Below are 22,767 nucleotides of genomic sequence, written 5' to 3'. Positions count from 1 at the left end.
CGCAGGAATGATGCGTTATACGCGGCCACAACGCAGCAGTGCTGCGTGTGCCGAGGTTTACTCCGGTGCCGCCTGGGTCGCGGCGGCCTCCGGACTCTCCGGCAGCAGATGGGACAGCACCATCACACTGATCGTCTTCCGGATGAACGGCTCCACCCGGATCCGCTCCAGCACCTCCTCGAAGTGCTCGACGTCCCGCGCCCGCACGTGCAGCAGCGCGTCCGCGCCGCCCGTCACCGTCATCGCGGCCGTGATCTCCGGGTGGTCGCGCACCACCTCGGCCAGCCGCCGCGGCGGGGCGGCACCCTCGCAGTACACCTCGACGTACGCCTCCGTGCGCCAGCCGAGCGCCGCCGGTTTCACCGTGGCCGTGAACCCGGTGATCACGCCCGTCTCACGCAGTCGGTCCACGCGCCGCTTGACCGCGGTGGCCGACAGTCCGATCGCCGAGCCGATCTCGGCGAAACTGCTCCTGGCGTTCGCCACGAGCGCGGTGACGATCTTCCGGTCGAGTGTGTCGAACGGGGCGGTCCTGCTGTTCATGTCGGCACTGTATCCAGCGGGAACCGCCACGCCCGGGACATGTCCACCCGTTCGGATTCCACCTACACTCCACGTTCATGCTGCGCGCCCTCGCCGTCGACGACGAACGCCCCTCGCTGGAGGAACTCCTCTACCTGCTGCACGCCGATCCGCGCGTCGGCAGCGTCGAGGGCGCCGGCGACGCGACCGGGGCACTGCGCCGCATCACCCGCGCACTGGAATCGGGCCCGGACGGACCCGACGCCATCGACGTCGTCTTCCTCGACATCCAGATGCCCGGCCTCGACGGGCTGGAGACGGCTCGGCTGCTGACCGGGTTCGCGCATCCGCCGCTGGTCGTGTTCGTCACCGCGCACGAGGACTTCGCGGTGCGCGCCTTCGACCTCAAGGCCGTCGACTACGTACTCAAACCGGTCCGCAAGGAGCGGCTGGCGGAAGCCGTGCGCCGGGTCGCCGAACTGCGCGGCGGCGCCGCCGCTCCCCGGGTCCCGGTGCACGAACCCGACCCGGGCAGTGCCATCGCCCCCCGGGTTCCGGCGCACGAACCCGACCCGGGCAGCACCGCCGCCCCCCGGATCCCGGTGCACGAACCCGACCCGGACCAACTGCCCGTCGAACTCGGCGGCGTGACCCGGTTCGTCGCCGTCGACGACATCACCCACGTCGAGGCCCAGGGCGACTACGCCCGGCTGCACACCGACCGCGGCAGCCACCTCGTCCGCATCCCGCTGTCCACCCTGGAGGACCGCTGGCGCTCGCGCGGCTTCGTCCGCATTCACCGCCGCCATCTCGTCGCGCTGCGCCACATCGGCGAACTCCGGCTGGGCGCAGGCACCGTGAGCGTCCTGGTCGGTGACGAGGAACTCCAGGTCAGCCGACGCCACACGCGCGAACTGCGGGACCTGCTGATGCGCCGGACCACCGGATAGGGAAGGCCGCGATGGAACCCGCAGAACGGCGCGTCGTCGTCACCGGACCGCCCCGTCGCACCCGGCGGACCCCCGGTCACCACCGGCCGCGCACCGAGATCGACGAGCAGACCACCCTGGGCCACACCTACGTACGCACCCTGATGCGCACCCAACTGCGCGCCGCCCTGGCCGTGTTCGCGGTCCTCGTGCTGCTGGTCGGCCCGCTGCCCCTGGTGTTCGCGGCGGCCCCGCAGGCCCGCCGCCTCGAATGGCTGGTGCTCGGCTTCGGCCTGTACGCTCCGTTCGTCCTGCTCGCCCGTTGGTACGTGCGCACCGCCGAGCGCAACGAGCGCGACCTGGTGCGTCTGGTCGAGGACCGCTGAGACGAGGATCGCAGGACCGCCGTGAACTCCAGCTACGCCGTCGCCGCCGTCGCCCTCGTCGTCGTGGCCACCGTCCTCGTCGGCGCCTTCGGCCTGCGCGTCTCGCGCACCACCTCCGACTTCTACGTCGCCTCGCGCACCGTCGGACCGCACCTCAACGCCGCCGCCATCAGCGGCGAATACCTGTCCGCCGCCTCCTTCCTCGGCATCGCGGGCCTGGTCCTGCTCCAGGGCCCGGACATGCTTTGGTACCCGGTGGGCTACACGGCGGGCTATCTGGTGCTGCTCCTGTTCGTCGCCGCCCCGCTGCGCCGCTCCGGCGCCTACACCCTGCCCGACTTCGCCGAGGCCCGGCTCGCCTCGCACGCCGTACGCCGGCTGGCCGGGGCCTTCGTCGTCGGCGTCGGCTGGCTGTACCTGCTGCCCCAACTGCAGGGCGCCGGGCTCACCCTGGCGGTGCTCACCGGCGCGCCCGAACCGCTCGGCGGGATCATCGTGGCGGTGGTCGTGGTGGCGACGGTCGCGACGGGCGGCATGCGCAGCGTCACCTTCGTCCAGGCGTTCCAGTACTGGCTCAAGCTCACCGCCCTCCTCGTCCCCGCCCTGTTCCTGGTCCTCGCCTGGCAGGGCGACGGCGCCCCCCGGCACGCCTTCGACGAACCGGCCGCCTTCCGCGAGCAGCGTTCCGTGCGCGTCCAGGACACCGTCGACCTGCGGCTCGACACACCGCTGACCGTCACCGTGACCGGCACGGTCGACGGCCGCCGGCTCGACGGGGCGCGGATCGGCCTGCCGGCCGGCACCCACCACCTCGAACGGGGCACCCGGCTGGACTTCGTGCCCGGCGACGCGGTGCCGGTCGCCGTCCGGGGCGCGGGCGACGGCATGTCCGCCTCGCTCGCCACGGGCCGCGAGGACCGTCCGCTGTACGCCACGTACGGGCTCATCCTCGCCACCTTCCTCGGCACCATGGGCCTGCCGCACGTCGTCGTCCGCTTCTACACCAGCCCGCACGGCGTCGCCGCCCGCCGCACCACCGTCGCCGTCCTCGCCCTGATCGGCGCCTTCTATCTGCTGCCACCCGTGTACGGCGCACTGGGCCGGCTGTACGCCCCCGATCTCAGCATCACCGGCGACGCCGACGCCGCCGTCCTGCTGCTGCCCGGCCGGATGATCGGCGGGCCGGGCGGCGACCTGCTCGGCGCGCTGGTGGCGGGCGGCGCCTTCGCCGCGTTCCTGTCCACCACCTCGGGACTGACCATGGCCGTGGCGGGCGTGCTCACCCAGGACGTGCTGCCGTCCCGCGGGGTACGGCACTTCAGGCTCGGCACGGTCCTCGCCACGGCGGTGCCGCTGGCGGCGAGCGCGCTCGTGGGCGGGCTGCCGGTGGCCGACGCGGTGGGCCTGGCCTTCGCGGTCTCGGCCTCGTCCTTCTGCCCGCTGCTCGTCCTCGGCATCTGGTGGCGGCGGCTGACCCCGCCGGGGGCCGCCGCGGGCATGCTGACGGGTGGCGGCTGCGCGTTCGCCGCGGTGGCCGCGACCATGGCGGGCCTGCCCGGCACCGGAACCGTGCACGCCCTGCTCACCTGGCCCGCGCTGTGGTCGGTCCCGCTCGGGTTCCTCACCATGGTGCTGGTGTCCCTGGCCACCCCGGCCCGGGTGCCGCCCGGTACGCCGGCGGTCCTGGCGAGGTTCCACCTGCCGGAGGAACTGGGCGCTCCGCTGGAGGGGCCGTGAGGTGCCGCTGGACCCCCTCGGGTGGTCGGCCCGGCCCGTACCGGGCGGACCCGCACGCGCCGGCAGCGCCCCGTCCCGTGTCCCGTGCGGGCGCCGCTCCGCCGTGCCGGACGCGCCCGGCCGTCACCTCGTCGCGCCCGGGGGTGCGGCGATGACCGGTTTCCTGGCGGGCCTGTGCGTCGCCGTCCTGCCGCTGCTCGCGGCCGGCTTCTGGCTGGGGCGGCGCACCGCACGGCCGGACCGTCAGGGCGGGCTCGGCACCCCCGTGGAGCACGCCACCTTCCAGACCCTGCACACCGCGTCGCTCGCGGCGCCCCCGCTGCGCGCCGGGCTCACCGAGGAGACCGCCCGCAAGTCGGCCCGCAGGCTGCGCACCCTGCTCGGCACCGACGCCCTGTGCCTGACCGACCAGCAGCGGGTCCTGGTCTGGGACGGCGTGGGGGGCCACCACCGCGGGGAGATCATGGAGCGGCTGGCCGGACCGCTGGAGACCGGCCGCGGCGAGGCGTTCCGGCTGTCCTGCGAGAGGCCGGACTGCCCGGTCCGCTGGGCCGTGGTGACGCCCCTCACCGTCGACGACCGGGTGCACGGCGCGCTGGTCGCCTGCGCCCCGCGGGAGTCGGCCGTGCTGGTCAGGGCCGCGGGCGAGGTGGCCCGCTGGGTCAGCGTCCAACTGGAGCTGGCCGACCTCGACCGGTCCCGCACCCGGCTCATCGAGGCCGAGATCAAGGCCCTGCGCGCCCAGATCTCCCCGCATTTCATCTTCAACTCGCTGGCGGTGATCGCCTCGTTCGTGCGCACCGACCCCGAGCGCGCCAGGGAACTGCTGCTGGAGTTCGCCGACTTCACCCGGTACTCCTTCCGCAGGCACGGCGACTTCACCACCCTCGCCGACGAACTGCACGCGATCGACCAGTATCTGGCGCTGGTCCGCGCCCGGTTCGGCGACCGGCTCTCGGTCACCCTGCAGATCGCGCCCGAGGTGCTGCCGGTCGCCCTGCCGTTCCTGTGCCTGCAACCCCTGGTCGAGAACGCCGTCAAACACGGTCTTGAGGGCAAGGCCGACGCCTGCCACATCCAGATCACCGCCCAGGACGCGGGCGCCGAAGCGCTGGTCGTCATCGAGGACGACGGCGTGGGCATGGACCCCGGCGAACTGGGCCGGATCCTCGCGGGCGAGATCGGCCCCTCCGGCGGCATCGGGCTGTCCAACGTCGACGACCGGCTCCGCCAGGTCTACGGCGACGACCATGGCCTCGTCATCGAGACCGCGGTCGGGGCCGGCATGAAGATCACGGCCAGGGTGCCGAAGTACTGGCCGGGGGTGCACTCGGCGGCCCGGCTCACCACCGGGTGAACCCGCGGCCCGGCCCGGGAGCGGCCGGCTCGGCCGACCGGTCGCTCAGTTGCTCTGCGTGACGACCATCGCCAGGGTGAGCAGACCCAGCACGACCCAGCCGAACCACAGCCACCCGTTGCTGCCGAGCACCACCGAGTAGGCCGTCACCACGACCAGACCGCCGACGGTGAGCACCCCCATCGCCTTCGTGGAACCGTGCCTGGAACCGGGCATCGCGACACCCTCCTCATGGTCCGTTCCCTCCATGGTGCCCCGTTCGGACCGGGAACGAATCCGAGCGGCCGGGCCCGGCCGGAAGCGGGCCACGACGGCTGCGCGGTCTCAGCCCTTGCGGGCGTGCAGGGAGGCCAGGTAGGCGTTGTACGCCGCCAGCTCCTTGTCGCCGTCCCGGTCGGCGGCCCGGTCCTTGCGCCGCGCCTGCCGCTGCTCGGACCCGTGCCACTGGAACAGCAGGGCGATCAGCACCAGCACTGACGGGATCTCGCTGAACGCCCAGGCGATGCCGCCCGCGGCGGTCTGGTCGGAGAGCGCGTCGATCCCGAGCGAGGCGGACGGATGGCTGAACGTGCCGATCATCGGCGAGGACGCCATCATCAGCGCGATGCCGAAGAACGCGTGGAAGGGCATTCCCGCGAACAGCTCCAGCATCCGCATCAGGTACCCGGGCCGGTGCGGGCCGGGGTCGACGCCGATGATGGGCCAGAAGAACACCACGCCCACCGCGAGGAAGTGCACCATCATCACGACGTGCCCGGTCTTCGACCCCATCAGGAAGTCGAACAGCGGGGTGAAGTACAGCGCGTACAGGCTCGCGATGAACAGCGGGATGGTGAACATGGGGTGTGTGATGATCCGCATGTAGCGGCTGTGCAGCAGGGCCAGCAGCAGCTCGCGCGGACCCTTGTGGCCGCGGGCCGCGACCGGCAGCGCGCGCAGCGCCAGCGTGACCGGCCCGCCCAGCAGGATGAGGATGGGCGAGAGCATGCTGATCACCATGTGCTGCACCATGTGCACGCTGAACATGACCATGCCGTAGTCGTTCAGCTTGGTGCACATCGTCAGCGCGACGGTGAGCACACCGACGACGAACGAGACGGCCCGCCCGACCGGCCAGGCGTCGCCACGCCGTCGCAGCCGCACCACCCCCCACCCGTAGAGGGCCAGTCCCAGCAGACAGGCGACGAGGAAGAACGGGTCGGTGGACCACTGGAGTCCCCGCCCCAGCGTGAACGGCGGCAGATCCATCGTCATGCCGTGCCCACTGTGCTCCATCCGCCGGCTCCTGATTCATGGGGGTTGTGCCTGTCTGTCCGCACACAGACTAGAGCGGCCCCCGGCAGCCTCTGAGACCGGGGGGCAGGGCAACGCGCTCCCCTGGGAACGTGCCGAACCGTGAGGCGAGCCACACCGCACCCGTACCCGCCTGCGGGACGACGCCCCCGCGGCGCGTTCCCGCCAGAGAACTCCCGCCAGAGAACTCCGGTCAGAGAACTCCGGTCAGAGAAGTCCAGTCGGAGAACTCCTCCCAGAGCCCCCTCAGGGAAGTCCCGTCAGAGAACGCACTCCGCTTCCTCGTACCGCTCCACGGGCACCGTCTTCAGCGTCTCCACGGCCTTTGCCAGCGGCACGGTCAGGATGTCGGTGCCGCGCAGCGCCGTCATCACCCCGAACTCCCCGCGGTGCACGGCCTCCACCGCGTGCCACCCGAACCGCGTCGCCAGCACCCGGTCGTACGCCGTGGGCGTCCCGCCCCGCTGCACATGCCCGAGGATGACCGGACGGGCCTCCTTGCCGAGCCGCTCCTCCAGTTCGAGGGAGAGCTGCCGGGCGATCCCGGCGAACCGCTCGTGCCCGTAGACGTCCTTGCCGCCCTCGTCGAAGTCCATGGTGCCGGCCTTCGGCTTGGCGCCCTCCGCGGCGACCACGATCGCGAACCGCTTGCCCGCCGCGAAGCGCTCGCCGACCTTGCGGGCCAACTCGTCGATGTCGAAGGGGCGTTCCGGTACGACGATGGCGTGGGCGCCGGCCGCCATGCCGGAGTGCAGCGCGATCCAGCCGGTGTGCCGGCCCATGACCTCGACGACGAGGACGCGCTGATGGGACTCGGCGGTGGTCTTGAGCCGGTCGAGGGCTTCGGTCGCGACGCCCACGGCCGTGTCGAAGCCGAAGGTGACGTCCGTGACGGCGATGTCGTTGTCGATGGTCTTCGGGACGCCCACGATGGGCAGGCCGCTGTCGGAGAGCAGCCGGGCCGCCTTCAGCGTGCCCTCGCCGCCGATCGGGATGATCGCGTCGAGGCCGAGTTCGGTGACGTGGCCGCGGGCCCGCTCCACGCCGTCCCGCAGGTGGGAGGGCTGTACCCGGGAGGAACCGAGAATGGTGCCGCCGCGGGCGAGGATGCCGCCGACGGCGTCGAGGTCGAGCTTGAGGTAGTCGCACTCCAGGAGGCCCTTCCAGCCGTCCCGGAAACCGATGACCTCGTCGCCGTGGTCGGCGACGGCACGGTGCACGACGGACCGGATGACGGCGTTCAGGCCGGGGCAGTCGCCGCCGGACGTGAGGACACCAATGCGCATAGCCCGAATTACCTTCTTGACGTGGGCCTGGGGCCGGACCACGTTGTCCGGCTCGATCCCGGTCACCCTACCGGCGGGAGGGGGTCGCTCCGAAGTGCCCGTCCGTCTGCTGGACGTGCCCGCACATGTGAGCGGGGCTGCCGTCAGGAGGGCCCGCGCGGAGCGTCGGCGGAGCAGCGGAACGGGTCCGGTGCGGAAACCGGAGGGCGCGGTTCACTGGTGCGCCAGGCGGCCCCGGATGTCGTCGAAAGGCCGGTGCATCGCCGCCTCCGCGGCCGTCGGGTCGGCCGCGCGCACGGCCGTGAGGACCCGGCCGTGCATCCGGGCCAGTTCCTCGCCGTCCGTGGCCGCGCCGATACTCTGCGCCCGCACCCGGTGGAAGGCGGACCAGAACGCGTCGAGGAGTTCGCTGAGCAGCGGGTTGTCGAGCGAGCGGTAGAGGGTGCGGTGGAAGGCGCGATCGGTGTCGGCGGCTATCGCACCCGACTCCCGGACCTCCGCGTGCATGCGGTCGACCAGTTCGTCCAGCGTACGCAGGTCTTCGTCGGGCACCCGGCCCGCGACCTGGTGCATGAGGCCAACCACAACGCACCCGCACCCACCCAAAGGCCCCATAACGCCCCCGGCCCGAGCCCCACCCGCCAAACCCAGCGGAGCGCCTACGCTGGTTGCTGCGCAGCACTGATCCGCTCATTGCGCAGCGCCTCGTACCACCGGTCGTCGACCGGCGGCAGCGCGTTCACGTCCAGCGCCAGCTTCAGCAGCAGATCCGCGATCAGCGGGTTACGGGCGAGAACGGGCCCGTGCATGTACGTACCGAAGACGGTGTCGTTGTACGCGCCCTCCGTTCCGTCCCCGGTACCGTTGCCGCGGCCCAGCCGGACCTGGGCCAAGGGGCGGGCCGCGGGGCCGAGGTGAGTGACGCCCTGGTGGTTCTCGAAGCCGGTCAGCGGCGGCAGTCCCAGACGCGGGTCGATGTCCCCGAGGACATCACCGACGCACCGCTCGCCCTCGCCGCGCACCGAGACCACGTCGAGCAGTCCGAGGCCGGGCTCGCGCTGGCCGAGGTCGTTGATGAACTCGTGGCCGAGGATCTGGTAGCCCGCGCACACCGAGAAGACGATCGCGCCGTTCTCCACCGCCTTGTACAGGCCCCCGTCGCGGCGCAGGCGTTCCGCCGCGAGCCGCTGCGGCCGGTCCTCGCCGCCACCGATCAGGTAGATGTCCCCGGAGGTCGGGATCGGCTGGTCGCTGCGCACGTCGAGCCGGGCCACGTCGAGGCGGCGCTGCCGGGCCCGCCGCTCCACGACGAGCGCGTTCCCCTGGTCGCCGTAGGTGCTCAGCAGGTCCGGGTAGATCCACACCAGACGCAGGCTGTTGTCGCTCATGAAGTGATCGTCCTTCGTGTCGGGTGTGCCGTCAGTTGCCGACCCGGCGGCGCAGGTCCTGGAACGCGGTGTAGTTCGCGATGACCTCGATACGGCCGGGCGGTGCCTGCTGGACGGCCTGGTCCACGCTCTCGCAGACCTGGAACTGCTGGCCCGCCACCTCCAGGCGCACCGCGAGGTCCAGCTTCCGGTCGCCGATGACGAAGATCGGGTGGCCGGTCAGCCGCGTGTAGTCGACGTCCCACAGCCAGGAGGTGTCGGTGCCGTCCGCGCCGCGCGCGTTCACGGAGAGGATCACCGGGGTGGGCGGCGGGTCGATCAGGGAGAAGGTCTCCAGCCAGCCCGCCGGGTTCTTCGCCAGCAGCAGCCGCAGGCCGCGGTCGAGGAACTGGACCACGTCGTAGCGCCCGGCCACTGCCTGCACCTGGTACATGCGCTCAAGGGCGACCTGCGGCGGCACACCGAAGACCGCGGCGACGGCCGCGGAGCTGGCGGCGTTGGCCTTGTTGGCGCGGCCCGGCAGCTGAAGGTGGATCGGCCAGGCAGAGCCGTGCGGGTCGAGGACATGGTCTCCGTGCAGCGTCCAGCTCGGCGCCGGACGGCGGAATCCGCACTGGCCGCAGTACCAGTCGTCGCCGGGGCGCTGCATCACACCACCGCAGGAGGGGCAGGACCAGGCGTCGTCCTTCCACATCTGGCCGGCGGCGACCCAGATCACATGGGGGGAGGAGGAGGCGGCCCACACCACCAGCGGGTCGTCGCAGTTGGCGACGACGACGGCCTTGGCGCCGGCCAGGCCCTCGCGCCAGTTCTCGGCGAGCATCCGGGTCTCGGCGGCGCGGTCGAGCTGGTCTCGGGAGAGGTTGAGCAGCGCGATGCACTTGGGGTCGGTGTCCCGGGCCACGCCGGCCAGGTATTTCTCGTCGACCTCGATCACGCCGTAGCGCGCATCCGAACGGCCCGCGAGGGCCGAGGTGATGCCGGCCGGCATGTTGGCGCCGAGCGCGTTGGAGACGACCGGGCCCGCGGCGCGCAGCGCTTCGGCGATGAGCCGGGTGGTGGTGGTCTTGCCGTTGGTGGCGGACACCAGGATGACGTCCAGGTTCTGGGCGAGCCGGGCGAGGAGGTCGGGGTCGAGTTTCAGCGCGACCCGGCCACCGATCACCGATCCGCTGCCGCGACCGGCGGCGCGCGACGCCGCAGCGACCGCCTTGCCCGCGGTCACGGCCAGCTTGGCCCGCGGCGTGAGCGGGTCCGAGTTGCCTGCCATCAGTTCTCGATCCTCCTTGCGTACGCGCCGTGCTTGAGCCGTCCGGCAACGTGGTGGACGTCAGCCTATCGAGATCCGTTCGCACACCCGAATCCCGGCCCACGCCAGCGCGGCGGGGTGTGGGCCCAGGGAACCGTACCCTTGCGCCCATGCGAAACGGTTCCATTCGGGGCGCCCGCGGCCGGGTCCGCCCTCTCACTCTGCACGGCGCCCCGGCGTTGCACACCCCCTGCGCGGAGGTGACCGACTTCGGCGCCGGACTGGCGGAACTGGTCGAGGACCTGTTCGCGACGATGTACGCGTCCGAGGGGGTGGGGCTGACCGCGAACCAGGTCGGTGTGCCGCTCAGCGTGTTCGTCTACGACTGCCCGGACGACGAGGACGTACGCCACCTGGGACATGTGGTCAACCCGCGGCTGGTGGAGTCGGGCGGAGTGGTGGTGCGCGGTCCGGAGGGCTGTCTGTCGCTGCCGGGCCTGGAGGCGGCGACGGAGCGGTACGACCACGCGGTCGTCGAGGGCTTCTCGCTGACCGGTGAACCGGTGACCGTGCACGGCACCGGGTTCTTCGCCCGGTGTTTGCAGCACGAGTGGGACCACGTGGAGGGCAAGGTCTACGCGGACCGGGTCAAGGGCTGGCGCCGCACGCGACTGCTGCGGCAGCTGAGCCGGGCCCCGTGGCATCGGTGAGCCGAGCGGTACGCCGCTGGTGAGCCGGTCCTCCTGGCATCGGGGGCCGGTCCGACTGGCATCGGTGAGCCGAGCGTCGTGGCCCGGTGGGCCGGGGTTCACGACGCTGCTGCTGCGGCGGCCCGCCGCACGGGCGGGCGGCCGCAACCCGGCACCGAACCGCCCGGAGCCGGGCGACCGCCCACCGAGGACGCCCCGCGCAGGGACGTCAGAACCCCGGACCGCCCGCCCGGTCTCCCGCGGCGGCCAGCCGGCCCCACAGCAGATCGGCGAGACTCTTCACCAATTCCGCACGTGAGCAGGGTCGCTCGCCGAGCCACCAGTCGCCTGCCGCGTGCATCATGCCGACGATCCCGTGGCCCCACACCCGGGCCAGCTGCTGGCTGCCCGGACCCAGGTCCAGCCGGTCCTCGATCACCTGGGCCAGTTCCTCGCCCATCCGCCGCAGCAGCGGAGCGCTGTGCTTGCCGACGTCGAAGCCCGCGTCGCTCTGGGAGCCCTCCGCCGGATGCATGAGGAAGCGATACACCTGCGGCCGGGCCTCGATCGCGGCGAGATAGGTGTCCAGGGTGGCCTCGACCCGCTCGCGCCGCTCCGCCGGAGCGTCCAGCGCGGCCCGCAGCGAATCGAGGAGCGCGTCCGTGTGCCGCTTGGCCAAGGCCGCGTAAAGGCCGCCTTTGTCGCCGAAGTGCCGGTACAGGATCGGCTTGGTGATGCCCGCCTCCGCGGCGATGGCGTTCATCGACGCCTGCGGACCGTCACGCAGCACCACCCGGTCCGCGGCCTCCAACAACTCGCGCCGTCGGCGGTCGGCGGACCGCTGCTGCTCGGTCCGCTGTGTGGTGTCCATGTGATCTCCCCACCCGTGTTGTTCCGGTGACGCCTGCGCAAACTAACACTGTCGGTGCCCCTGCCATCGAACGGGAGGGCGACGGGGCATCGGGAGTTGACTTCTCCTACCGGTCAGTAACACACTTTTGTTACCGCAAGTAACAGGCACGTGCCGCAGCTGGAGGGGACATGGCCGAGTTCACCATGGAGCTCAACGACGAACAGAAGGAGGTCAAGGAGTGGCTGCACGGCTTCGCCGCCGATGTGATCCGCCCCGCGGCCGCCGAATGGGACGAGCGTGAGGAGACTCCCTGGCCGGTCATCCAGGAGGCCGCCAAGGTCGGCATCTACTCCCTCGACTTCTACGCCCAGCAGTACTTCGACCCCACCGGGCTCGGTATTCCGATGGCCATGGAGGAACTGTTCTGGGGCGACGCGGGCATCGCCCTGTCCATCGTCGGCACCGGCCTCGCCGCCGTGGGCGTCCTCGCCAACGGTACCGAGGAGCAGATCGGCACCTGGATCCCGCAGATGTACGGCGACGCGACCGACGTCAAGGTCGCGGCCTTCTGCTCCTCCGAACCCGACGCCGGCTCCGACGTGGCCTCCCTGCGCACGCGCGCCGTGTACGACGAGGCCAAGGACGAGTGGGTGATCAACGGCACCAAGACCTGGGCGACCAACGGCGGCATCGCGAGCGTCCATGTCGTCGTCGCGCAGGTCGACCCGGAGCTGGGCTCCAAGGGGCACGCCTCGTTCATCGTCCCGCCGGGGACCCGGGGGCTCACCCAGGGCCAGAAGTTCAAGAAGCACGGCATCCGCGCCTCGCACACCGCCGAGGTCGTCCTGGACGACGTCCGGGTGCCCGGCTCGTGCCTGCTGGGCGGCAAGGAGAAGCTGGACCAGCGCCTGGCCCGGGCCCGGGAGCGGGCCCGCAGCGGCGGCGAACGGACGAAGAACGCGGCGATGGCCACGTTCGAGGCGTCCCGGCCCGCGGTCGGCGCGATGGCGGTGGGCACCGCCCGGGCCGCGTACGAGGTCGCCCTCGACTACGCCAGGACACGTGCGCAGTTCGGCCGGCCGATCATCGACAACCAGGGGGTTGCCTTCCAGCTCGCGGACATGCGCACCCAGATCGACGCGGCGCGGCTGCTGGTGTGGCGGGCGTCCTGGATGGCGATCAACGGCAAACCGTTCACCGCGGCCGAGGGCTCGATGTCCAAGCTGTTCGCCAGCGAGACCGCGAAGAAGGTGACCGCCCAGGCGATCCAGATCCTCGGCGGCAATGGATACACCCGGGAGTACCCGGTGGAGCGGATGCACAGGGACAGCGCCATTTACACGATCTTCGAAGGCACCAGCGAGATCCAGCGCCTGGTGATCGCCCGTACCCTGTCGGGCCTGCCGATCCGCTGAGCGCCCCCGCCGGACGGGCCGCGGTACGCCCCCTTCGGCATCCTTCGGACCCCTTCGGCCCACCGCGGGCGGCGCCCCGTACCGCTCCGTCACCCGGTGTGGGTGGCGGACGCGGTGCGGGGCGCCGCCCGCGGGCGGACACCGGCTGGTCAGTTGTGCCGCAGCGGCGTCAGCTGCTCGATGTCGTAGCGCCTGCGCAGCGCCTCGATCGCGGCGTGGTCCGGCGGACCCCCGTCGCCCAGGATCTCCAGCAACTCCTCGAAGTACCGCTCGTGATCGGGCGGCGGAGACGCCTGGAAGAACATCTTGGCCGGGCTGTCGGTCGGATTGGCGAAGGCGTGCGGGCAGCCGGGCGGGACGACGATGACGGTGCCGGGCGTCGCCCGCACCACCCTGTTGCCCGAGCTGGACTCCCAGTGACGCCAGTTGTCGGGCGTACGGACCCGCGGTTCGAAGGCCAGTACGTCCAGCTCGCCCTCCAGGACGTAGAACAACTCCTCGCTGCGCGTGTGCACGTGGGCGCCGACGTCGAAGCCGGGCGGGACCTCCACCTCGAAGGTGGAGGCCGTCCGTGAGTGCGTCCCGGTCACCTTGAACGTCACACGCTGGGCCGGCGCCTGGACGATACGTCCCTGTCCCGGCGGTACCAGCAGCCCCTCCGTCGCGGTCATCGCACCCTCACCAGGTCACGGGCAGTGCCTCGGGGCCACGGAGCAACGCGCCTTTCCGGAACGGAATCCGGTCCGGCTCCACCGCGAGCCGCATGCCCGGCACCCGGTCCAGCAGCACGTCCACCAGCAGCTCCGACTCCAGCCGGGCCAGCATGCCGCCGGGGCAGTAGTGCGGGCCGGAACCGAACGCCACATGCGGGTTCGGACTGCGGTCGAAGTCGATCGAATCCGGATCGGGGAAGACGTCCGGGTCGCGGTTGGCGGCCAGGTACGACACATAGACCGGGTCGCCCGCACGGATCCGTACGCCCCCGACCTCCACGTCCGCCAGGGCGATCCGGGACAGTCCGACCGCATTGCGGTGCGGGACGTAGCGCAGCAGTTCGTCGATGGCCCGGGGCCTGGCCGCCGGCTCCGCGCGGAGCCGTTCGACGAGGTCGGGGCGGGTCAGCAGCAGGTAGAACATCTGCCCGCTGTTGTGGGTGACCGCCTCGCCGCCGATCTGCAGGAGAACGGCGAGACCGACCGCCTCCTCCAGCGTCACCTCGTCCCGGCCCACGGCGGCGCCGAGCAGTGAGGCGACGTCCTCGGCCGTGCTGTCCAGGCGTACGCCGACGAGATCGGCGAAGTACGCGCCCATCTCGTCCTTGGCCTGCTCGCTGGCCTCCTCGCCGTGCGTGGCCGACAGGATCGCCTGCGTCCAGGCGTGCATGTCCTGCCGGTCCGCGACCGGAACACCCATCAGCTCGCAGATCACCGCGATGGGGAAGGGGCCGAGCACCGTCGCGGCCAGATCGGCCGGCGGGTCGCCGCGCAGCAGCTCGTCGACCAGCTCGTCCAGCAGGGCCCGGGCCTTGTCGCGGATCCGTTGCACGCCCTTCGCGGTGAACGCGGGCGCGACCGCGCGGCGCAGCCGGGTGTGGTCGGGCGGGTCCAGGAAGCCGACCGCGCCCCGGGACGGGACGAAGTGCGGGGCCAGTCGGGTGACCTGCTGGTCCATGACCGCCGTACGGCCGAACCGGGGGTCGTTGGTCACCGCCCGTACGTCCTCGTACCGGGTGATCAGCCACGCCCAGCCCTCGCCGCCCGGCAGTTGGATCCGGGCGACCGGTCCCTCCTGCATCAGCTCGCGCAGCACCGGATCGAAGTCGACTCCGGTCAGCTCGGCCGCCGGCCAGTTCCGGACCGTCGGCAGTGCGTCGGTGAGCGTCTCTTCGGCCATGTCGTCCCTCAGTCCCTCTGCACCCAGCTGCCCACCGTCATCTCGGCGGTGATGCCCGGACCGAAGCCGGCGAGCAGTCCGCGGGCCCCGTCCTCGGCGCCGCCCTCGTCGAACAGCCGGCGCAGCGCGTCCAGCACCACGGCGCTGGCGATGTTGCCGTACTCCGTGAGCGTGGCCCGGCTGAACCGGAACGCGTGCGGCTCGACCTTCAGGAACTTGCTGAGGTCGTCGAGAATCCGCGGCCCGCCCGCGTGGATGACATAGAAGTCCAGGTCGGACGCGTTCCAGCCGTGGGTGTTCGCGAGGTCGTGGAGCGCCGGGGCGAGCGGCTCCATCGTGGCGGGCACCCGCTTGTCCAGCAGGAAGTGGAAGCCCGTGGCCCGGATGTCGTACGCGATCCAGTCCTCGGTCTTCGGGATCAGGTACGAGCCGTTGCGCTCCAGCTGCACACCGGTGCCGCCCTGACCGCGCACCACGGCCGCGGCGATGCCGTCGCCGAACAGGCCGTTGGAGAGCAGCGAGCCGACGCCCAGGTCGGTGGGCTGGTAGCACAGCGAGCAGAACTCGCAGGCCACGATCAGCACGTTGGCCTCGGGGTAGGCCGTGCAGAAGTCGTGCGCGCGGTTGATGGCGGCACCGCCGGCCGCGCAGCCCAGTTGTGCGATGGGCAGCTGCCGGGTGGTGCTCGGGAAGTCCATCTCGTTGATCAGCCATGCGGTCAGCGACGGCATCATGAAGCCCGTGCACGACACGTAGACGATGACATCGATGTCAGAGGTCAGCAGCTCGGCGTCGTCGAGGGCCCGCTGGATCACGGCGGGCACCCGGGCCTTCGCCTCCGCCTCGTAGAGCTTGTTGCGGTCCTCGAAGCCGGGGTGCTTCAGGGTCTCCTCGATGGGCTGCACGATGTGCCGGGTGCGTACGCCCGTGTTCTCGATCAGCCGGAGGGCCAGCGGCAGCTGCGGATGGTCCGCGTGACGCTCGCGCGCGAGCTCCAGTGTCTCCTCCATCGTGATCACGTTCTCTGGTACGGACACCGAGGGTCTGCACAAAGTCGCCATGAGCCGTCCCTGCTTTCGCCGTCCGGGGGCCTTCGCCCCCGATCAGAAGGTGGTGCATTCAGGTTCACCCGAGGGGGCGACGATCTCTCGCGGGGTTACTCCGAATCGGGGACGGCGGGTGGAGAGCGGGCACCGGCTCCCAACACCCGGACGGGGGAGGCGATGCGGCGGACGGCCAAGGAATCGCTGGCCTCGACGCCTGCCGGGGCCGCCCCGGACCCGCGGGCGAATCCGCTCGTGCCGTTGATCACCGAGGGGGCGGGGGAGCCGGGCGCGGTCGGCCTGCCGGCCCTGGAACGGGGGCGGGGGACGCCGCTGGACGGGTGTGCCTTCCTGCATCTGGCCCAACGGACCGCCGCATGCCGTGGATCGGCCGCCTGGCCTGTGCCGCCGTTCGCGTCCGTCGGGTCCGGTGTGTCCGGCGGGGTCGTCGTGCCCGGCGCGGCCGTGTTCCGGCTGCCGCCAACTTCGGTGGTCGGGGCGGCTGTTACGGGCCACTCCGACGCCGGGTCGCGGCGCTCGGCTCGACGGGGTGCGAGAGGGGGGAGTGGTGGGCGGCGGTGCCGACCCTGTGCGGGCGCGTCGTGGCTGGTCGCGCAGTTCCCCGCGCCCCTTCGGGGCGCTGTCTGTGCGGGGTTCATGGCCGGGTGCGCCGTGGCTGGTCACGCGGTTCCCGCGCGGCTTGGGGCGTCGTCGTGGTTGTGGGGTACGTGGGTTCTCGCACTTTCAGGGGGCTCCGCTGCTGTGTGCGATGCACGCCACGTCGATACGGTCGGCCAGCTTCGCCAGTTCGATCGTCAGCGCGGCGACCGTGTCCTCGTCGAGCCCGTCCTGCCCGGCTTCGACGAGCCGCAGCCACCGTCCGCCCACCGTGCGGAGCAGCTTGCTCACGTCGGATGCGGCCACCTGCAAGTTACCGCGGTCGTCGACGATCAGAGGCAGGGTCACTTCGCGGTTCACAGATCGGATCGTAGCCCTGGAAGCGTCACGCACCCTGCCAAACCGTGGTGATGTTGCAGAACTCGCGGATCCCGTGCCCGGACAGCTCACGCCCGTACCCGGATCGCTTCACCCCGCCGAACGGGAACGCCGGGTGGGACGCGGTCATCCCGTTCACGTACACGCTGCCCGCCTCCAGGTCCCGTACGAACCGGTCGACCTCGGCCTTGTCCCGCGTCCATACGTTCGAACTCAGACCGAACGGTGTGTCGTTGGCGATCAGTACGGCCTCGTCGAGGTCGGCGGCCCGGTAGAGCGTGGCCACCGGCCCGAACGCCTCCTCGCGGTGGATGCGCATCTCGCGGGTGACTGCGGTGAGCACCGTCGGCAGGTAGTACCAGCCGGGGCCCTCCGGCCGGTGGCCGCCGCACAGCACCCCGGCCCCGCCGCGCCGGGCGTCGTCGACCAGCTCCTCCAGATCGGCCCGTCCCTGCTCGGTGGAGAGCGGACCGACGTCCGTCGCCTCGGCCATCGGGTCGCCGACCGTCAGCGCCCGCATCCCCGCGACGAACCGCTCGGCGAAGGCGTCGTGGACGTCCGCGTGCACGATGAACCGTTTGGCGGCGATGCACGACTGCCCGTTGTTCTGCACCCGGGCGGTCACCGCGACCTGCGCGGCCCGGTCCAGGTCGGCGGACGGCATGACCACGTACGGATCGCTGCCGCCCAGCTCCAGCACCGTCTTCTTGACCATGTCCCCGGCGACCGAGGCGACGGCCCGGCCCGCGGGTTCGCTGCCGGTCAGCGTCGCGGCCTTGACCCGCTCGTCGCGCAGCACGTCCTCGACCGCCCCCGCCCCGATGAGCAGGGTCTGGAAGCAGCCCGGGGTGAAGCCCGCCCGGTGGAACAGGTCCTCCAGGTAAAGGGCGGTCTGGGGGACGTTGGAGGCGTGCTTGAGCAGTCCGACGTTGCCCGCCATCAGGGCCGGGGCCGCGAACCGCATCACCTGCCACAGCGGGAAGTTCCACGGCATGACCGCGAGCACCGGACCGAGCGGCCGGTAGCGCACCCGTACGCGTGACGCGCCGGAGTCCCGCACATCGGCGTCGGCGGGCACCTCGTCGGCCAGCAGGTTCTCGGCGTGCTCGGCGTACCAGCGCATCGCCTTGGCGCACTTCGCGGCCTCCGCGCGGGCCTGCTTGACCGGCTTGCCCATCTCGGTGGTCATGGTCCGCGCGATGTCCTCCCGGTCCTCGTCCAGGAGGTTCGCCGCATGGAGCAGCAGGCGCCCGCGGTCCGTGAACCGACTCGACCGGTAGGTGCGGAAGGTGGCCGCGGCGAGCTGGAGCCGACGCTCGATCTCCTCCTCGCCCATGGCCTCGTACGTCTTGATCGTCTCGCCGTTCGCCGGGTTCACCGTCGCGATGGGCATGGCCGACCTCCCTCGGAGCGGGCTGTGTTTCGACCTTCCCGCGCGGCGGTGGGGTCCGCAACGTGTGCGGGGCCCACCCGGTACCGGCCGCCGGTCCGGCGCACCACGGCCCGGCGCGGGTGCGGCCGGCCGGCCGCCGCGGGGAGCGGCCGGGCCCGGCTTCCCGGCCGTCCCCGTGCGGACGCGAGAGGGTTCGGTCACCCCTGTGTGTACGCGATACGCCTCGGTCGCTCCCGTGCGTACGCGATACGGCTCGGTCCGCCACGACCGCCGCGGCCCGGTGGCCGGCCCACCGGCCCGCCCGCACCCGGCCGGGGGCGGGCCGCGCGCCGCGGAACGGCGATGGTCCGGTCGCGATTATGTCGTCCTGCCGTCCGACCGCGTCCGGCGTCGCCGCGGGCAGCCACCGATCGCTGCGCCACGGATCGGTCGTGCCGTGCCGGTCCCGTGCGGCGTGGCGCGGTCCGGCCGGGCGCTGCGGACCGGGGCTCAGCGACCCGTCGCGTGCTCCGCCAGCCGGTTGAGGAACGCGGCCTGCGCCCGGACGATCAGCTGTCCCGCCCGGTCGAGCCCGAACCACTCCACCCGGTCCAGTTCCGGGAACTCCCGGATCCGGCCCGACCGCGGCGGCCACTCCATCCGGAAGGTGCCGGGTACGACGGCCGCCGGATCCAGGTCCGCCTCCACCGCCCACGCCGTGACGACCTTGCCGCCGGCCTGTCCGACCTCGCCCAGCGGCACGGCCGCGCCGTCGGGCGGCGGCAGGCCCAGCTCCTCGCGGAACTCGCGCCGGGCCGCGTCCCAGGCGCTCTCGCCGGCGTCGTACTCGCCCTTCGGCACGGTCCACGCACCGGCGTCCTTCTGGGCGAAGAACGGTCCGCCCATGTGGCCGAGCAGTACCTCCAGGTCCTCTCCGGTGTGCCGGAACAGGAGCAGGCCCGCGCTCCGCCGGCCGGTCACGCCCGGATCCCCGGGTGCGCGGCGAGCAGTGACTCGACGGTGTCGGCCTGTTCCGGCCCCTTGTCCTCGCGGTAGCGGACCACGCGGGCGAAGCGCAGGGTGACGCCGGCCGGATAGCGGGAGGAGCGCTGGAGGCCGTCGTAGGCGATCTCGACGACGAGTTCGGGGCGTACGGTGACGACCCGGCCGTCGTCCTCGACGGCCAGCGCGCGCAGCCGCTCGGTCTGCCAGCCGAGCATCGCGTCGGTCATGCCCTTGAAGGTCTTGCCGAGCATGGCGAAGCCGCCGTCCGGGTCGCGGGCGCCCAGATGGAGGTTGGAGAGCTTGCCGGCGCGGCGGCCATGGCCCCACTCGGCGGCCAGGACCACCAGGTCCAGGGTGTGCACGGGCTTGACCTTCAGCCAGGACGCCCCGCGGCGCCCCGCGCTGTAGGGCGCGTCCAGCGCCTTGACCACGACGCCCTCGTGACCGCGCGCCAGGGTCTCGGCGAGGAACCGTTCCGCCTCCCGGACGTCCTCGGGGCCGGACACCAGGGTCCGGCGGACCCGCATCGGCGCGGGCACCAGCCGGGCCAGCTCGGCGTGCCGGTCGGCGAACGGCAGGTCGAGCAGGTCACGGTCGCCGGCCGCGAGGACGTCGAAGAACACCGGGGAGACGGGGACCTCCCGGGCCGCCCGCGCCACATCCACCCGGGAGCCGACCCGGCCGGCCGTCTCCTGGAACGACCGCGGTCGGCCGGCCGCGTCGAACGAGATCACCTCGCCGTCCAGGATGAACCGCTCGCCCCTCAGCTCCAGGGCGGCGGCCGTCACTTCGGGCAGCCGGTCGGTGATGTCGTCCAGTGTGCGGGTGTGGATGCGCACCGAGTCGCCGTCCCGGTGGAGCTGGACGCGGATGCCGTCCAGTTTCTCCTCGACGGCGCAGGCGCCCAGGTGCCCGACCGCGTCCGCGACCGAGGAGGCGGTCCGGGCCAGCATCGGCTGTACCGGGCGGCCGACGGTGAGCCGGAACCGGTCCAGCGCCCCGGGACCGTCCCCGAGCAGCGCCGCGGCGACCGCCTGGAGCGACCCGGCGAGCATCACCGCTCGCCGGACCTGGGCCGGGTCCGCCCCGGTCGCCTGTGCCAGGCCCTCCACGGCGACGGCGTCCAGGGCGCCCTGCCGCACCTCGCCGGTGAGCAGTCCGAGCAGGAAGCGCTGCTCGGACTCGGTGGCCGCGCCGAACAGCGCGCCGACCAGCCGGGCCCGCCGCGCCTGTGAGCCGGGACCGGAGAGCTTGCCCAGTTCGGTGAGCCGGGCATCCACCTCCCGCACGGTGAGGGAGGGCTCCGCGGCCGGGGGCACGGGCCGGCCGAGCGCCTTCCAGCCGACGCCGAGCCGGCCCTGCGGCAGCCGCCCGGCCAGATAGGGGATGACGATCGGCACGTCGTCCGGCTCCGCGTCCCGGAACAACTCGGCGAGCAGGGCGGTCTTCCGGGACCGGGCCGCGGTGGCGGCGACCTCCCGGGACACGTCGGCGAGCCGGGCCAGCAGCATGCAGCCCATGGTGCACCGGGGGCGCCGGCACTACACCCCGACGGCCGCGTCGAGAGCCGCGAAGAGCAGGTCCCGTTGATCGCCGCGCCTGCCCGGTAGCCGCGGCTGGCCGCGTTCACCACCTGCTCGGCGAAGCCGCTCGCGTTGCCCGCCGCCCACAGGCCCGGCACGCTCGTCAGGCCCCGCTCGTCGGTGACCGGGAAGGTGCCGAAGGGCGTCTCGCGCATCGCGGCGCCGAGCCGCACCAGCAGATCGGTCCGCGGCACCGCGCGCGGCGCCACGAACAGCACCTCGCGGTCGTGGACGGTGCCGCCCGCGGAGGCGGCGAGCCGCACCCCGGTCAGCCGGTCGTCCGCGACCGTGAGGCCCGCCACCTCGCCGGGGACCACCCGCACCCCGGCCGCCGCCAGCTTGCGCAGATCGTCGTCCGACAGCTCGTCCTCGGTGACCCGGTGCAGGAAGAGGGTCACGTCCTTGGACCACTGGGTCACCATCAGCGCCTGGTGGACACTCGCCGGGGAGGCGGCGAGCACGCCGAACGCCCGGTCGCGGACCTCCCAGCCGTGGCAGTACGGGCAGTGCAGCACGTCCCGGCCGAAGCGCTCGGCGAGGCCGTCGAGCGGCGGCAGTTCGTCGCGCAGTCCGGTCGCGACGACCAGGTGCGGGGCGCGCACCGTCCGCCCGCCGGCCAGCGTGACGGCGAACCCGGCGCCGCGGGTGACGTCCACCGCACGGTCCCGGACCAGTTCCACGCCGTAGCGCTCGATCTCCGCCCGGCCGGTGGCGAGGAACTCGGCGGGGGACATGCCGTCGCGGGTCAGATAGCCCTGCATGTGTGCGGCGGGCGCGTTGCGCGGCTCGCCCGCGTCGACGACCAGCGTGCGGCGCCGGGAACGCCCCAGCACCAGTGCGGCGGACAGCCCGGCCGCCCCGCCCCCCACGACGATCGCCTCGTACTCCTCGGTCTTCTCGGTCTTCTCGGTCACGGTGACCACCTCCACGGCGACGGTCGCCCGGATCCTGCCGTGTTGACAAATGCATTTGCTGAAACTGCAATGGGCGCATGGGCGACGCGAGGCAAAGGGGTGACGTGAACGGGGGCGCGCGCGGTGCCGCGGACGTGCGCGGCGACACCGGCGAGGTGCTCGCCGAGGTCGGCCCGCGGCTGCGGCGGATCCGCAAGGAGCGGGGCGCCACGCTGGCCGGGCTCGCGGCGGCCACCGGCATCTCGGTGAGCACGCTGTCCCGGCTGGAGGCCGGTCTGCGCAAACCCTCCCTGGAGCTGCTGCTGCCGATCGCGCGGGCGCACCGGGTGCCGCTGGACGAACTGGTCGGCGCCCCGCCCGTCGACGACCCGCGGGTGCGGGCCACGAAGCCGATCGTGCGGGGCGGGCGCACCCACTGGCCGCTCACCCGCCAGCCGGGCGGACCGCAGGCGTTCAAGGTGCTCGAACCACGGCGCCGCCAGGAACCCGACCCGCAGACCCACGAGGGCTTCGAGTGGCTGTACGTGCTGTCCGGGCGGCTGCGGCTGGTGCTCGGCGGGCACGACGTGGTGCTCGGGCCGGGGGAGGCGGCCGAGTTCGACACCCGGGTCCCGCACTGGTTCGGGTCGACGGGGGAGGGGCCGGTGGAGTTCCTCAGCCTCTTCGGGCCACAGGGCGAGCGGATGCATGTGCGGACGCGGCCGGCCCGGAACGGCGAGGGCGGCTGACGGGGCGTGCTCTCCGTACGGCCGCCGGGGCGCTTCCGCACGGCTGACGGGGCGCACTGTGCGCACGGCTGACGAACGCCGGCTCCCGTGCGGCTGACGAACGCTGCTTCCCGTGCGGCCGGCGGGGCG

At 72.5% G+C, this 22,767-nt stretch carries 22 protein-coding genes and 1 pseudogene; 7 read left to right on the top strand and 16 right to left on the bottom strand.

Annotated features, from left to right (window positions below; translation table 11 throughout):
- Positions 1 to 57: 57 nt before the first annotated feature.
- The gene (locus tag ACFY2B_RS07715) at positions 58 to 543 is read right to left on the bottom strand and encodes an Lrp/AsnC family transcriptional regulator (protein ID WP_376536294.1); all 486 of its coding nucleotides are present in this window, start codon (positions 541 to 543) and stop codon (positions 58 to 60) included.
- 77 nt (positions 544 to 620) lie between these two features.
- On the opposite strand from ACFY2B_RS07715, the gene ACFY2B_RS07710 reads away from it, so the two are divergent.
- The 4 genes from ACFY2B_RS07710 (at position 621) to ACFY2B_RS07695 (ending at position 4,931) form a co-directional block, all read left to right on the top strand.
- Complete coding sequence (locus tag ACFY2B_RS07710; protein WP_390762235.1) at positions 621 to 1,472, top strand: LytR/AlgR family response regulator transcription factor; 852 nt, start codon at positions 621 to 623, stop codon at positions 1,470 to 1,472.
- An 11-nt stretch (positions 1,473 to 1,483) separates the two neighbouring features.
- Positions 1,484 to 1,837 carry a hypothetical protein gene (locus ACFY2B_RS07705; protein WP_390762234.1) on the top strand — a complete coding sequence of 118 codons (354 nt, stop codon included), beginning with the start codon at positions 1,484 to 1,486 and terminating at the stop codon, positions 1,835 to 1,837.
- A gap of 21 nt (positions 1,838 to 1,858) precedes the next feature.
- A complete protein-coding gene (locus ACFY2B_RS07700; protein WP_390762233.1) occupies positions 1,859 to 3,574 on the top strand; it encodes a cation acetate symporter in 1,716 nt (571 codons plus the stop codon).
- Between the two features lie 151 nt (positions 3,575 to 3,725).
- Positions 3,726 to 4,931 (top strand): sensor histidine kinase, encoded by a 1,206-nt coding sequence (locus ACFY2B_RS07695; protein WP_390762232.1) that lies wholly within the window; start codon positions 3,726 to 3,728, stop codon positions 4,929 to 4,931.
- 45 nt (positions 4,932 to 4,976) lie between these two features.
- Here ACFY2B_RS07695 and ACFY2B_RS07690 read toward each other — a convergent pair whose 3' ends face one another.
- From ACFY2B_RS07690 to ACFY2B_RS07665, 6 genes are all read right to left on the bottom strand, one after another.
- Positions 4,977 to 5,147 carry a hypothetical protein gene (locus ACFY2B_RS07690; RefSeq protein ID WP_376536286.1) on the bottom strand — a complete coding sequence of 57 codons (171 nt, stop codon included), beginning with the start codon at positions 5,145 to 5,147 and terminating at the stop codon, positions 4,977 to 4,979.
- 108 nt (positions 5,148 to 5,255) lie between these two features.
- Positions 5,256 to 6,206, bottom strand: a complete 951-nt coding sequence (locus tag ACFY2B_RS07685; RefSeq protein ID WP_390762231.1) for a cytochrome c oxidase assembly protein — start codon at positions 6,204 to 6,206, stop codon at positions 5,256 to 5,258.
- A gap of 278 nt (positions 6,207 to 6,484) precedes the next feature.
- Positions 6,485 to 7,510, bottom strand: a complete 1,026-nt coding sequence (locus ACFY2B_RS07680) for a 6-phosphofructokinase (protein WP_390762230.1) — start codon at positions 7,508 to 7,510, stop codon at positions 6,485 to 6,487.
- A gap of 213 nt (positions 7,511 to 7,723) precedes the next feature.
- Complete coding sequence (locus ACFY2B_RS07675; RefSeq protein WP_390762229.1) at positions 7,724 to 8,083, bottom strand: FadR/GntR family transcriptional regulator; 360 nt, start codon at positions 8,081 to 8,083, stop codon at positions 7,724 to 7,726.
- Positions 8,084 to 8,169: 86 nt separating this feature from the next.
- Positions 8,170 to 8,898: a type 1 glutamine amidotransferase gene (locus tag ACFY2B_RS07670; RefSeq protein WP_390762228.1), complete on the bottom strand. Its 729-nt coding sequence runs from the start codon at positions 8,896 to 8,898 to the stop codon at positions 8,170 to 8,172.
- A gap of 31 nt (positions 8,899 to 8,929) precedes the next feature.
- Positions 8,930 to 10,168: a MurT ligase domain-containing protein gene (locus ACFY2B_RS07665; RefSeq protein ID WP_390762227.1), complete on the bottom strand. Its 1,239-nt coding sequence runs from the start codon at positions 10,166 to 10,168 to the stop codon at positions 8,930 to 8,932.
- Between the two features lie 149 nt (positions 10,169 to 10,317).
- On the opposite strand from ACFY2B_RS07665, the gene def reads away from it, so the two are divergent.
- Positions 10,318 to 10,857, top strand: a complete 540-nt coding sequence (def, locus tag ACFY2B_RS07660; RefSeq protein WP_390762226.1) for a peptide deformylase — start codon at positions 10,318 to 10,320, stop codon at positions 10,855 to 10,857.
- 208 nt (positions 10,858 to 11,065) lie between these two features.
- Here the strand turns inward: def and ACFY2B_RS07655 are convergent, their stop codons facing one another.
- Positions 11,066 to 11,707 (bottom strand): TetR family transcriptional regulator, encoded by a 642-nt coding sequence (locus tag ACFY2B_RS07655; RefSeq protein WP_390762225.1) that lies wholly within the window; start codon positions 11,705 to 11,707, stop codon positions 11,066 to 11,068.
- Positions 11,708 to 11,877: 170 nt separating this feature from the next.
- On the opposite strand from ACFY2B_RS07655, the gene ACFY2B_RS07650 reads away from it, so the two are divergent.
- On the top strand, positions 11,878 to 13,104 hold the full coding sequence (locus tag ACFY2B_RS07650; RefSeq protein WP_390762224.1) for an acyl-CoA dehydrogenase family protein: 1,227 nt from the start codon (positions 11,878 to 11,880) through the stop codon (positions 13,102 to 13,104).
- A gap of 149 nt (positions 13,105 to 13,253) precedes the next feature.
- Here ACFY2B_RS07650 and ACFY2B_RS07645 read toward each other — a convergent pair whose 3' ends face one another.
- The 8 genes and pseudogenes from ACFY2B_RS07645 to ACFY2B_RS07610 all read right to left on the bottom strand — a co-directional run bounded on the left by ACFY2B_RS07645 (position 13,254) and on the right by ACFY2B_RS07610 (position 21,925).
- A complete protein-coding gene (locus tag ACFY2B_RS07645) occupies positions 13,254 to 13,775 on the bottom strand; it encodes a cupin domain-containing protein (protein WP_376536266.1) in 522 nt (173 codons plus the stop codon).
- A 7-nt stretch (positions 13,776 to 13,782) separates the two neighbouring features.
- Positions 13,783 to 14,997 (bottom strand): cytochrome P450, encoded by a 1,215-nt coding sequence (locus ACFY2B_RS07640; protein ID WP_390762223.1) that lies wholly within the window; start codon positions 14,995 to 14,997, stop codon positions 13,783 to 13,785.
- An 8-nt stretch (positions 14,998 to 15,005) separates the two neighbouring features.
- The gene (locus ACFY2B_RS07635) at positions 15,006 to 16,058 is read right to left on the bottom strand and encodes a type III polyketide synthase (protein ID WP_390762222.1); all 1,053 of its coding nucleotides are present in this window, start codon (positions 16,056 to 16,058) and stop codon (positions 15,006 to 15,008) included.
- 726 nt (positions 16,059 to 16,784) lie between these two features.
- Positions 16,785 to 17,018 carry a DUF6213 family protein gene (locus tag ACFY2B_RS07630; protein ID WP_390762221.1) on the bottom strand — a complete coding sequence of 78 codons (234 nt, stop codon included), beginning with the start codon at positions 17,016 to 17,018 and terminating at the stop codon, positions 16,785 to 16,787.
- Between the two features lie 25 nt (positions 17,019 to 17,043).
- Positions 17,044 to 18,429: an NADP-dependent succinic semialdehyde dehydrogenase gene (locus tag ACFY2B_RS07625; RefSeq protein ID WP_390762220.1), complete on the bottom strand. Its 1,386-nt coding sequence runs from the start codon at positions 18,427 to 18,429 to the stop codon at positions 17,044 to 17,046.
- A gap of 489 nt (positions 18,430 to 18,918) precedes the next feature.
- Positions 18,919 to 19,389: an NUDIX domain-containing protein gene (locus ACFY2B_RS07620; protein ID WP_390762219.1), complete on the bottom strand. Its 471-nt coding sequence runs from the start codon at positions 19,387 to 19,389 to the stop codon at positions 18,919 to 18,921.
- Complete coding sequence (locus ACFY2B_RS07615; RefSeq protein ID WP_390762218.1) at positions 19,386 to 20,924, bottom strand: ATP-dependent DNA ligase; 1,539 nt, start codon at positions 20,922 to 20,924, stop codon at positions 19,386 to 19,388. Before ACFY2B_RS07615 ends, ACFY2B_RS07620 begins: the two co-directional genes overlap by 4 nt.
- A 30-nt stretch (positions 20,925 to 20,954) precedes the next feature.
- Positions 20,955 to 21,925: pseudogene (locus tag ACFY2B_RS07610) on the bottom strand (NAD(P)/FAD-dependent oxidoreductase).
- A gap of 62 nt (positions 21,926 to 21,987) precedes the next feature.
- On the opposite strand from ACFY2B_RS07610, the gene ACFY2B_RS07605 reads away from it, so the two are divergent.
- Positions 21,988 to 22,638 carry a helix-turn-helix domain-containing protein gene (locus tag ACFY2B_RS07605; RefSeq protein WP_390762217.1) on the top strand — a complete coding sequence of 217 codons (651 nt, stop codon included), beginning with the start codon at positions 21,988 to 21,990 and terminating at the stop codon, positions 22,636 to 22,638.
- Positions 22,639 to 22,767 lie beyond the last annotated feature (129 nt).

The organism is Streptomyces sp. NPDC001270, assembly GCF_042896695.1.
Classification (GTDB): Bacteria; Actinomycetota; Actinomycetes; order Streptomycetales; family Streptomycetaceae; genus Streptomyces.
This window is presented reverse-complemented; position numbering and strand designations above follow the sequence as displayed.